We start from the raw sequence: 11,185 nt of genomic DNA on the forward strand, positions 1-11,185 counted from the left end.
AGTGACCATGTGGTCCACCGTCGCCCGCAGCTGATCGCCCGCGCCGCCGCGCTCGCCGCACTGGAGAGCGTGGCGGCGCCGGCGTTCGTGCTGGTCACCGGCCCGGCCGGGGTGGGGAGGACGGCGCTGGCCGACGAGTTCGCCGCCCGCTGCGACGGCGTGCGGCGCGCGGCCGGGGCGCCGTGGGAGACCGGCCGCGCCGGTGGCGTGCTCGCCCAGCTCGGCGGTGCCGACGGTGTGGTGATTGTGGACGATGCGCAGTGGGCGGACCTGGAGTCGTTGCGCACACTGGTTTCCACGGTCCGGCACGACCGCGACGCCCGGCCGCTCGTCGTCGCCACCTGCGTGAGCGGCGACCACCGGGTGCCCGCGGCGGCGCTCGAACTGCTGCACCGGGCCGCCACCACGACGGTGCGCCTGGAACCGCTCACCGCGCCGGAGACCGGCGAACTGGCCGCCGCGCACGGAATTCTGCTGCACCCGTCGATGGCCGAGCGGCTCTGGCGGCACACCGGCGGCATCCCGCGCCACGTCGTGCAGTTGCTCGCCGAGGTGCCGCGGTCGACGTGGGCGCGGTTCGACCCGGACCTGCCCGCGCCCGCCGCCGTCGCCGCGCGCGTGCGCGAGGGTCTGGCGTCCTGCTCGCCCGAGGCGCGCCGGCTCGTCGAGGCCGTCGCGGTCCTCGGACCGGGCACCGCGGTGCGGGACGCGGCGTCGCTGGCCGGGGTCGACGGCGACGTGCTGCCCCTGCTCGACGAGGCCTGCGCCGCGGGGCTGGCCGAGTTCGCCCCGCACGGCCTCACCGAAGCCGGGCCGCCGGACCCGATGGTGCGGGCAGCGGTGCTCGCCGCGATGGGCCCGGCCGCCGCCGCGGACGCCCACCGCCGGGCCGCGGACCTCATCGAGGACCCGGTCCGCCGCATGCACCTGCTGGTCGCCGCGTCCCCGGTGCCGGACGCGGCCGTCGCCGACCGGCTCGACGAGCTGGCCGCGGAACGGGCCGCCGAGGGCGCGTGGGGCGTGGCGGCCTCGCTGCTGTCCGACGCCAGCCGCCTCACCGACGACCGGCTGAAGCGGGAAAGCCGCCTCACCCGCGCGGTGGACGCGCTGATCGGCGCCGGGGACGCCTTCGCCGCCGCGGCGCTGGTGCCGGAGGTGGAGAGCCTCCGGGAAACACCGCTGCGCAACGCCGTCCTGGGCTACCTGGCGATCGTGCGTGGCCGCGCCGCCGAGGCGGAAACCCGGCTGGGCCGGGCATGGAACCTGGTCAACACCGGACGGGAGCCGGACGTCGCGGCGCTGATCTGCCAGCGCTACGTGCTGCATTCGCTGTCGCGGTGCCGCGCCGAGGACCTGGTGCGGTGGGCGGACCGGGCGATCTCGCTGGTGCCCGCCGACGCCCCGGCGGCAGTGGAGGCGGCGGCGATCCGCGGGCTGGGCCTGGCCGGCAGCGGGCGGCCGGACGAGGCGCTCGCCGGGTACGCGGAGCTGGCCGAACGGGTGCAGCACGGCGCGCAGGCGCAGCGCATCCAGATGGGCCGGGGCTGGCTGAACCTGATGGTCGACGCGATCGACGAGGCGCGGGTGGACCTGGAGATCTCGGTGCCCACGACGTTCCTCGGCGGTTCGACCCGGATTTCGTTGTGGGCGCGCGGCTGGCTGGCGCGGGCGCAGTTCCTGACGGGGGAGTGGGACGACGCGCTGCGCACGGTCGCGGAGGCGGAGCCGTTGCTGGACCGCTCCGGGATCGTGCTGGCCGGGCCGCTGCTGGCGTGGACGGCGGTGGCGGTGCACGCGCTGCGGGGCGATTGGGAACGCGCCGAGGAGGCGTTGCGCCGCGCCGACGCCGGGCCGCAGGACTACGAGATCATGCGGGTGCCCTCGTGCCTGGCGCGGGCGCACGTCGCGGAGGCGCGCGCGGACGCGGCCGGGGTGCTGCGGGCGTTGCGGCCGCTGACGATGCCGTGGGCGGGCGGCAGCATCGACGAACCGGGGTTGTGGCCGTGGGCGGACATGTACGCGCACGCGCTGGTGCTGGAGGGCAAGACCGCGGACGCGGACGCGTTCCTGGCGCCACACGAACGCCTCGCCGCGGAACGCGGGCGCGTCTCGGCCCGCGCCCGGCTCGCTGCGGCGCGGGGACGGCTGCTCGGCACGCAGGGCGACGTCGACGGGGCCCGCGCGGCGTTCGACGAGGCGCTGGAACTGCTGGAGGACCTGCCGTTGCGCTACGACCTGGCGCGGGTGAACTTCGCCTACGGGCAGATCCTGCGCCGGGCCGGCAAGCGCCGCGAGGCCGACGCGGTGATCAGCTCCGCGCGGGACGCGTTCACCGCGCTGGGCGCCTCGACGTACGTGGCCCGCTGCGACCGCGAGCTGAAGGCCGGTGGCGTGCACGTGCCGCGCGGCCGCGGGTTCGACGAGCTGACCCCGCAGGAGGAGGCGGTGTCCCAGCTGGTCGCGAGCGGACTGTCCAACCGGGAGGTCGCGGCCGAGTTGTTCCTGTCCACCAAGACGGTGCAGTACCACCTGACCCGGATCTACGCCAAGCTCGGCATCCGCTCGCGCGCGGAGCTGGCCGCCCGGCGGCGGTCATGAGCGGAAGTCGCCGCGCTCCAGCAGGAACGACACCGCCAGCCCGGCGACCAGGCCCCAGAACGCGGAGCTGATGTTCAACGGCTGCACGCCGGACACGGTCACCAGGAACGCCACCAGCGCGCCGAGCGTGAAGCGGGTGCGGAAGGCCGTGACGAACGCGCTCTGCAGCGCCCGCAGCATCGCCAGCCCGCCCAGGACCGCGATGAACGCGGGCGGCGTCGCCAGCATCAGGCGCACGAAGGCCGGCGCGAACAGGCCGGTCACCACCGCTCCCGCCCCGCACACGAGGGCCGCCGTGTACTGGCGGTCCCGCTCGCCCGAGGCGACCAGCAGTGCGTTCGTCGGCCCGGTCAGGCACGTCGACACCGCGCCCACCGCCGCGGCGGGCAGCGACCAAAGTCCACACAGGACGGTCACGACGTTGGTGGGCGGCTCGTGCCCGGCCTGTTTCAGGACGGCGACGCCCTGGCCGTTCTGCACCACCAGGACCGTCACGGCCAGCGGCACGACCAGTTCCAGCAGCGCGGGCCAGGTGAACCGGGGCGCCTGCAGCAACGGCTCGGCGAGCCAGCCGGAACCGGCGAGGGTGAAGCGGCCCGACACCGCCACGGCGACCGCGCCCGCCAGCAACGCCCCGAGGATCGGCGGCAGCCGCCGCCCGGCCGCGGGCAGGGCGCTGAGCAGCACGAACACCACGACCATCGGGACCGCGACGACCGGGTCCACGCCGAGTGCGGTCACCAGGTCGAGCCCGAACTTCAGGAACACCCCGGCGACCATCGCCATGACGATCGGCATCGGCAGCGCGGCCATCACCGCGCGGACCCAGCCGGTCAGGCCGATCACCAGGATCAGCAACGCGGTGACCACGAACGCGCCTAGCACCTCGGGCCAGGTCAGGTGGGTCAGCGACCCGCCGACGACGACCGTGCCGGGGATGGTCCAGAAGAACGCCAGCGGCCGCCGGTACAGCCACGACGCGAGCACCGTGAGGATGCCGTTGAGGAAGAACACGCCGAAGATCCACGACGCGAGCTGCGCCGGGGTCAGGCCGCCCTGCACCCCGACGGCGAGGATGACCGCGATCGGCCCGGTCGCGGAGAACACCAGGCCGATCACGCCGTTGGTCAGGGTGGTGCCGGTGAGGTCCCGGCGCACGCGCCGCGGCCCGGCGACCGGTTTCGGCGGACGCTCGAACCGTGGCGCGCGGATCTCCTCGTCGAGTCTCATGTACGCATGCTGAACTCATCGACCGCCATGCGTACAGCCGGTTGTGGCGGGTGCCACCGAGGTCAGCGGTCGAACACGTCCTTCGCCGCGTCCTTGACCTTCTCGCCCGCCTGCTTGACGTCGGCCTTGCCCTGGTCGCCCTTGCCCTCGGCTTCCCACTGCTCGTTGCCGGTGGCCTTGCCCAGGCCTTCCTTCGCCTTGCCCTTGAGCTCTTCGGCCTTGTTCTGGGCCTTGTCGTCGGTGCTCATCTCCGGTCCTTCCGGTCGGTGAGCGCTTGGATTACCCGGCCGGGCGATCCTTATTCGGCGTGCACCAGCGGAGTCAGGTGCGCGGCGAAGGCGGCGTCCTCGGGGGCCGAGTAGTCGGTGTCGTCGTTGCCCCGGCTGCCGGAGGGCACGAGGATGGTGGGCTGGCAGTCACTCCGGGAGGGGGCGCCGTCGACGGTGAACTCCGCGACCCGGCGGCCGGTGCGCGCCTCGAACACCGTGACCGCCCAGCGGCCCTGGTAGGTGACCAGGGAGGAGCCGTCCTCGTACTCGCACGTGCGGATCGCGGCCGGCTGGGCCTGGCCGATCAGGCGGCTGCACCCGACCAGCTGCACCTCGTCGGCGGGCGGCCAGTTCTGGTCCGTCTCCGCGAAACCCTGCAGGTACTCGGGGAAGCCGGAGCCCTCGTACACGGCCACGGCGTGCGGGCCGGGGCCGGTGTAGGCGGGCGCCTGGCCGAACGGCGCGCCGCCCGTGCACAGGCGGGCCAGGTCGGTGATCTCCCTCGGCTGCTCACCGAAGGCGAGTTCCAGCGCCAGCGACACCGCGGTGAACCACACGACCACGGCCGACAGCGCCACGGACAGAGCGGCGATGGCGAGCCGGGGCGTTCGCGCGGGCGGGTACGGGCGCCCGGTCCGGGCGGTGCGCAGCAGTTCGGTGCGGGCCCACACGGTCCCGACCCGCCGCGAGCCGGTGTCCCAGACGAGTTCCGTCCCGTCGGCGGCGAGCCGCTCCCACCGCACCGCTATCGGCTCCTCGCCCTGCGGCCAGATCAGGAGGCCGCGCTCGGCGGAGGCGAACCAGCACCGGCCGCCGGGCACCGGGCCCCACCACGACCAGGCCGCCGTCGCCCACAGCAGCGCCGCGTAGCCGAGGACGACCCACCGCCAGGCCGGCGAGTCGTTGAGGACGAGGTAGAAGGCGGCGATCCCGGCCGGGACGACGCCGATGCCGGCGAGCATCGCGCCCGCGACCGGTTCCCGGAACGGCCGGTGCACGCGGACCAGCCGCCCCAGCCCGGCGGCCTCGGCACGCGCGGCCAGTGCCCGGTTGTTCATCGTGCGCCCCTCTCGCTCCCCAGATTTGTACCGGGTGCTGGGGGGTGGGCGTACCGCCTGTCCGGTTGCGGTCAGGCCCGGCTGGGGCGGCTGGTGGCGTGGCGGTGGTGGTGCGGCGTGGGCTGGTGCGGAGGCGTTCGCTTGTCCGGTTGCGGTCAGTCCGAGGCTGTCGCGGGCTTCCGCGCCGAACCGCCGCGAAAACCCGCGTGCCGACCCTGGTCACTCCAGGCCGTCGCGGTCCGCCCACTCCAGCAGCGTCTCCAGCGAGTAGGCGGTGTCGTCGATGCCCGCGTGCAGGTCGCCGAGCTTCGCGAACCGGGCGGGGACCGTCGCGATCGTGCAGTCGCCCGGTTCGACGTCGTCCACCTCGTCCCACGCGATCGGCGTCGACACCGTCGCCTCGGGCACGCCCCGCACCGAGTACGCGCTCGCGATCGTGTGGTCGCGAGCGTTCTGGTTGTAGTCGACGAACACCAGCGCCGGGTCGCGGTCCTTGCGCCACCACGTCGTCGTCACGTCGTCGGGTGCGCGGCGCTCCACCTCACGCGCGAACGCCAGCGCCGCCCGCCGCACCTCGCTGAACCCCCACCGCGGCTCGATCCGCACGTAGATGTGCAGGCCGCTGCCGCCGGACGTCTTGGGCCACCCGGTCGCGCCCAGCTCGTCGAGCACCTCGTGCGCGACGTGCGCCACCCGCCGCACCCGCGCGAAGTCGGCCTCCGGGCCGGGGTCGAGGTCGATGCGCCACTCGTCGGGCTTCTCGGTGTCCGCGCGCCGCGAGTTCCACGGGTGGAACTCCACGGTGCTCATCTGCACCGCCCAGATCACGTGCGCCACCTCGGTCACGCACAACTCGTCGGCGTGCCGGTTGTAGCGCGGGAAGTGCACGCGCACCGTCTCCAGCCACGGCGGCGCCCCGGCCGGCACGCGTTTCTGGTGCACCTTGTCGCCGCTCACCCCGGACGGGAACCGGTGCAGCATGCACGGCCGCTCCCGCAGCGCGCGCACGATCCCGTCGCCGACGGACAGGTAATACCGCGCCAGGTCCAGCTTCGTCTCGCCCCGCGCCGGGAAGTAGACCCGCTGCGGGTTCGAGATCCGCACCGTGTGGTTCCCGGCCTCCAGCTCCACCGCCTCGCCCTTGGCCATGGGCCGAACCTAGCGTGAAAACCGCGCCGCGGCGGGGTGCCGGGCGAACCCGGCACCCCATCGCCAGTCAGGGCGCGATCTCCTCCAGCGTGCGGCCGCGGGTCTCCTCGGCGAACACCGCGGCCACGATCGCGCCGACCAGTGTGATCCCGCTGATCAGCAGGAACACCGAGCCCAGCGCGGTGCCGCCGGCGTAGACCGCGCCGACCAGGATCGGCCCGAGGATCAGGCCCAGCCGGTTCATCACGCCGCCGAGGCTGCAGCCCAGCGCGCGGCTGCGCGTCGGGTACAGCTCGGGCGTGTACAGGTACAGGCTGATGTTCACGGCGAAGTTGAACACGGCCGCCAGCGACGACCACACCAGCAGCTGCACCGGCGACCCGGCGCCGAGCGCGCCCAGCACCACCAGCATCGCGGTGGTCGCGCCGAGCCCGGCGGCCAGCACCACCCGGCGCCCGATCCGGTCGATCACCAGCGCCGCCAGCACGCAGCCGACCAGGCCGGCCGCCGAGGTCGCGGTGCTGTACCAGAGCGCCTGGCCCAGCGGCAGGTGGAACACGCCGCGGTAGATGGTCGGCAGCCACGACGTGATGCCGTAGTTGGCGAGGTAGCCGACGAACCAGATCGTCCACACGGTCAGCGTGCGGCGGCGGTAGCGGCCGGCGAACAGGTCGCGCAGGGCGTTGCCGCGCTGCTGCGGGGCGGTGACCGGAACCGCGGCGGCGGGCGCGGGCAGCGGCTCGCCGGTGGCGCGCTGGACCTTCGTCTCCATCGTCGCCATCGCCGCGGCGGCCTTGTCGTACTTGCCGCGGGAGGCGAGCCAGCGCGGCGACTCCGGCACCTTGCGCAGGATCACGAACGCCATCAGGCCGGGGACGGCGGCCAGCAGGTACAGCGAGCGCCAGCCCCACAGCGGGATCAGCCACGCCGCGACCAGCGCGCTCACCGCCAGGCCGGCGGGGAACACCACCTCGTAGAGCAGCACGAACCGGCCGCGCTTGTGGGCGCGGGTGATCTCGCTGATGTAGGCGGCCGCGGTCGGCACCTCACCGCCGATCGCGAGGCCCTGCACGAACCGCAGGACGAGGAACGGGGTGAGCGAGTCGCAGGCCGCCATGCCTGCGCTGCACAGTGCGCTGACCGCGACGCAGATCGCGATGACCCGGACCCGGCCGATCCGGTCGGCGGCCCAGCCGGAGACCAGCGCGCCGACCAGCATCCCGATCGAGCCGATGGTCAGCGCCGCGGTGCTGGTGGCCGCCGACAGGCCCCACTCGCGGGAGAGCACCGGCAGTGTGTAGGCGATCAGCAGCTGGTCGAACGCCTCGAAGAAGGTCACGATGCCGATCAGCAGGCGGACGCTGATCTGCCAGCGCGACATCGGCAGCCGTTCCAGCCGCGTGGCGATGTCACCCTGCGTCATTGCGGGTGTGGCGTCGATGCTCATTCGGTCTCCTCGTCGGGCAATAGTGTGCGGGCTGAATCGAGGAATCGCACTGCTTCGTCCCAGGCGTCGGCTTCGTCACACAGGGACAGCCAGGACCCGCCCAGGTTCGCGGCGAGCACCGGCAGCTCGGGGAGGTCCGGCCAGGGCCCCTCGCGCGGGCCGACGCCGGCGGCGGGCAGCCCGTGCGCGGCGGCGGCCCAGGCCGCGAGGTGGGCGCCCTGGCCGAGCCCGATGAAGGCGGTCGCCGGAACCCCCGCCCGGCGGCTCAGGTGGTCCAGCGCGCCGGCCACGTCGGCGGCGAGGTCGTCGGGCTCGAGGGCGGCGAAGTTGCCGCGCGGGAAGACCCGCCCGCCGGTGTCGTAGTAGAGCAGCGGCGCGACGGCGAGGTAGCCGCACTCGGCGAGCACTCGGCAGGCGTCCTCGGCTTCGGCGGTGAGCCCCCGTTCGTCGTGCAGGACGATCACCGCCGCGCGAACGGGAGCGGCGGGGTAGCGCACGAGCAGGGGAGCCGCGGTCTTGAGAACGCGGCGGCGCCGGTTGGCAGGGGCGTGTCCGTGGTGGTAGCTGGTCGCCGGGACGGTCATGGGCGCTCCAGGGCTGGGACCGGGAGTGGGGTTGCGGCCGGGTGACAGGGGACCGGGCCGGGGGCTGCGGGCCGCGCCCCGTCGGGGTCGGGTTCGGTGGTGGCCTCGCGTGGGGCTCGGTCGCGGGTCGTGGGTGGTGGGGTGTGCCGTGCGCGGGTGGGGGTGGGGACAGGGCGCTTGGTGGTGGCTTGGCGTGGGGCTGGGTCGGGGGTTGTGGGTGGTGGGGTGTGCCGTGCGCGGGTGGGGGCAGCGCCCTTGGCGATGACCCGGCGCGGGGGCGGTGAGGCCGCCGTCCCGGGGATGCGAGTGCTGTCGGGGGCGCGGCCGGCCGGCGCGGGGCCGTGCCGCGGGCCGCCGTCGGCGGGAGTGGAGTGCGTGGCCGCGGGGGCATTCCGCTCGATTGGTCGCCTCGGCGGCCCCATCGGGACGGTCATCAGTCCTCCCTGGGGACGGGCACCGGCGGGACGAACGGGCGCGGCGCCGGGTCCAGCGCGGTCACGTCGACCTCGATCACGGACGGGCCGTGCTGCGCGACCGCCTTCTCCAGCGCCTCCGCGAACAGCGACGGCTTGCTCACCAGCTGGTACGGCAGGTCCAGCGACTGCGCCAGCCGCGAGAAGTCCGGCGTGTACAGGTCCACCCCGGCCCGCGCACCGCCGTGGTGGTCCTGCATGTTCCGCAGCACCCCGTACCCGCCGTCGTTGAAGACCACCAGCACCAGCCACGGCTTCTCCTGCGCCAGCGTGCCCAGCTCGCCCAGGTGCACGGCCAGCCCGCCGTCCCCGGCCATCACCAGCGTCGGTGCGTCGCGGCCGGACAGCGCCGCCCCGATGCCCGTCGCCAGGCCCTGCCCGATCCCGCCGCCGACCGGGAACAGGTTGGTCCGCGGGTCGAAGATGTCCAGCAGCCGGTTGCCCCACTGGCTGGACGGGATCGTCACGTCCCGGGCGATCACCGACTCCCGCGGCAACCCCGCACGCATCGCGTCGCAGATCTCTCCGTAGGGGCCGATCGCCTCACGCAGCCGCGACCGCACGGCGGACCGCGTCGCCACCGCCCGCGCCCGCCACTCCGGATCGCCGGACCCGCCCCGCAGCCGTCGGAGCACCACCCCGGCCTCCCCGGCGATCCCGACCGTCGCCGGGTGCACCCGGCCCAGGGCGGCGGGGTCGACGTCGATCTGGATGTGCCGCGCGGGCAGCGCCAGGTGGTAGTGCTTGGTCTCGTTGGACCGGAAGTGCGTCCCGACCGAGATCAGCAGATCCGCCCCGGCCAGCAGGTCCTCCGCGGCAGTGGCGAAGTTGCCGACCACCAGCGGGTGGTCCTCGGGCAGCGTGCCCCGCCCGGAGTTGCTCGTGAACACCGGCGCCTGAAGCCGCTCGGCCAGCTCCCGCACCTCGTCCCGCGCGTCCACCGCGCCGCCGCCGGCCCAGATCGCCGGGCGCCGCGCCGAGGCGATCAACTCGGCGGCCCGGGCCAGCGCGTCCTCGTCCGGCGGCGGCACCGGCGCCGGAATCTCCGGAGCGCGAGCCACCACGTCGTGGCGCGCGTACTGCAGATCGATCGGCCACTCCACACTGGACGGTCCACATGGGAGGGACACGGCCGCCCGCACCGCCTGCCGCAGCACGTCCTCCGCCTCGGCCACCGAAGAAATGGTCGCGGCGTGCTTGGACACCGCGGTGAGCATGCCCAGCTGGTCGCGGGTCTCGTGGATGACCCCGCGCCCCTGGCCGAGGTAGGGCGAGTCGATCTGTCCGGTCACGTGCAGCACCCGGCTGCCCGCGGTCAGCGCCTCCACGAGCGAGCCGGCCGCGTTGCCCGCGCCGGTGCCGGTGCTGGTGATCGCGACCCCGAGCCCGCCGCGGGCTCGGGCGTACCCGTCGGCCGCGTTGACCGCCGCCGCCTCGTGCCGGACCGGCACGAACCGCAGCCGCGCCGCGATCGCCTCCACCAGCGGCAGGTTGTGCACGCTCACGATGCCGAACGCGGTGTCGACGCCGTTGTCGATCAGGATCTGGGCGAGCAGGTCCCCGCCGTTGCCGTGTGTCACGAGTGTCTCCTCAGACGTATCGGGCGACGCCGCCACCGACGTCGAGGGCGGAACCGGTCACGTACGAAGCGCGTGGCGACAGCAGTGCCACTATCGGGAAGGCGACCTCCTCGGCGGTGCCGAGCCGGCCGAGCGGGATGCCCCGGTCCGCGGCGAGCTCCGACGTCCACTCCGCCCAGGACAGCTCGGTGCCGGACTGCTCGTACCGGCGCCGCCACTGCCCGGTGTCCACCAGGCCGAGGCACACCGAGTTGACCCGCACCTCCGGCGCCAGCTCGGCGGCCAGCGTCTTGGACAGGTTCAGCAGCGCCGCCCGCGCCGCCGACGTCGCGGCGAGCTTCGGCTCGGGCTGGCGGGACAGGATCGCGTTGACGTTGACCACCGCCGCGCCCGGCCGCAGCCACGGCTGCGCGGCGCGGACGACGTGCAGCACCGAGAAGATCTTCAGGTGCAGCTCGTCGCACCACTGCTCGTCGCTGGTCTCGGCCAGCCGCGCCATCAGCGAGCGCCCGGCGTTGTTGACCACGCCGTCCAGCCCGCCGAACTCCTCACCGGCGCCGGTGACGAACCGGCGCACGTCGCCGGCGTCGAGGACGTCACACGCCGCGGTGTGCAGCCGCGCGCCGGCCGCGCGGGGCAAGTCGGCGAGTGCCTTCTCCAGCCGCACGCCGTCCCGCGCGCACGCGGCGACGTGCGCGCCCTCGGCGAGCAGCATCGCGGCGGTCGCCAGCCCGACACCGGAACTGGCGCCGGTCACCACGACCGCCCGCCCGGAAAGTCCCAGGTCCATGAAAACT

9 protein-coding genes are annotated in these 11,185 nt (G+C 74.5%); 1 reads left to right on the top strand and 8 read right to left on the bottom strand.

What is annotated here, in order from left to right:
- The first annotated feature begins 9 nt into the window (after positions 1-9).
- Positions 10-2,598: a LuxR C-terminal-related transcriptional regulator gene (locus ABZ215_RS24295; RefSeq protein WP_354951795.1), complete on the top strand. Its 2,589-nt coding sequence runs from the start codon at positions 10-12 to the stop codon at positions 2,596-2,598.
- Here the strand turns inward: ABZ215_RS24295 and ABZ215_RS24300 are convergent.
- The 8 genes from ABZ215_RS24300 to ABZ215_RS24335 all read right to left on the bottom strand — a co-directional run bounded on the left by ABZ215_RS24300 (position 2,593) and on the right by ABZ215_RS24335 (position 11,178).
- Positions 2,593-3,828, bottom strand: coding sequence for a benzoate/H(+) symporter BenE family transporter (locus ABZ215_RS24300; protein WP_354951797.1), 1,236 nt, complete (start codon positions 3,826-3,828; stop codon positions 2,593-2,595). The two genes, ABZ215_RS24295 and ABZ215_RS24300, sit on opposite strands and share 6 nt — an antisense overlap.
- 62 nt (positions 3,829-3,890) lie before the next feature.
- Positions 3,891-4,076 (bottom strand): CsbD family protein, encoded by a 186-nt coding sequence (locus ABZ215_RS24305; protein ID WP_020418946.1) that lies wholly within the window; start codon positions 4,074-4,076, stop codon positions 3,891-3,893.
- Positions 4,077-4,126: 50 nt separating this feature from the next.
- Positions 4,127-5,155 (bottom strand): hypothetical protein, encoded by a 1,029-nt coding sequence (locus ABZ215_RS24310; protein ID WP_354951799.1) that lies wholly within the window; start codon positions 5,153-5,155, stop codon positions 4,127-4,129.
- A gap of 219 nt (positions 5,156-5,374) precedes the next feature.
- A complete protein-coding gene (ligD, locus tag ABZ215_RS24315) occupies positions 5,375-6,304 on the bottom strand; it encodes a non-homologous end-joining DNA ligase (RefSeq protein ID WP_020418948.1) in 930 nt (309 codons plus the stop codon).
- A 67-nt stretch (positions 6,305-6,371) separates the two neighbouring features.
- Positions 6,372-7,751, bottom strand: a complete 1,380-nt coding sequence (locus tag ABZ215_RS24320; protein ID WP_354951801.1) for an MFS transporter — start codon at positions 7,749-7,751, stop codon at positions 6,372-6,374.
- Positions 7,748-8,335, bottom strand: coding sequence for a dienelactone hydrolase family protein (locus ABZ215_RS24325; protein WP_354951802.1), 588 nt, complete (start codon positions 8,333-8,335; stop codon positions 7,748-7,750). The genes ABZ215_RS24320 and ABZ215_RS24325 overlap by 4 nt, the downstream gene beginning before the upstream one ends.
- 433 nt (positions 8,336-8,768) lie before the next feature.
- Positions 8,769-10,388 (bottom strand): thiamine pyrophosphate-binding protein, encoded by a 1,620-nt coding sequence (locus ABZ215_RS24330; protein ID WP_354951804.1) that lies wholly within the window; start codon positions 10,386-10,388, stop codon positions 8,769-8,771.
- A gap of 10 nt (positions 10,389-10,398) precedes the next feature.
- Entirely contained in the window at positions 10,399-11,178 is a 780-nt protein-coding gene (locus ABZ215_RS24335) for an SDR family oxidoreductase (protein ID WP_354951805.1), read from the bottom strand.
- Positions 11,179-11,185 lie beyond the last annotated feature (7 nt).

This window comes from Amycolatopsis sp. NPDC006131 (genome assembly GCF_040614175.1).
Taxonomy (GTDB): domain Bacteria; phylum Actinomycetota; class Actinomycetes; order Mycobacteriales; family Pseudonocardiaceae; genus Amycolatopsis_E; species Amycolatopsis_E tucumanensis.

Excerpts from the sequence above, each read along its gene's own strand:
- ligD (WP_020418948.1), bottom strand. The coding sequence starts at position 6,304 with ATGGCCAAGGGCGAGGCGGTGGAGCTGGAGGCCGGGAACCACACGGTG.
- ABZ215_RS24325 (WP_354951802.1), bottom strand. The coding sequence starts at position 8,335 with ATGACCGTCCCGGCGACCAGCTACCACCACGGACACGCCCCTGCCAAC.
- ABZ215_RS24310 (WP_354951799.1), bottom strand. The coding sequence starts at position 5,155 with ATGAACAACCGGGCACTGGCCGCGCGTGCCGAGGCCGCCGGGCTGGGG.
- ABZ215_RS24305 (WP_020418946.1), bottom strand. The coding sequence starts at position 4,076 with ATGAGCACCGACGACAAGGCCCAGAACAAGGCCGAAGAGCTCAAGGGC.
- ABZ215_RS24300 (WP_354951797.1), bottom strand. The coding sequence starts at position 3,828 with ATGAGACTCGACGAGGAGATCCGCGCGCCACGGTTCGAGCGTCCGCCG.
- ABZ215_RS24320 (WP_354951801.1), bottom strand. The coding sequence starts at position 7,751 with ATGAGCATCGACGCCACACCCGCAATGACGCAGGGTGACATCGCCACG.
- ABZ215_RS24335 (WP_354951805.1), bottom strand. The coding sequence starts at position 11,178 with ATGGACCTGGGACTTTCCGGGCGGGCGGTCGTGGTGACCGGCGCCAGT.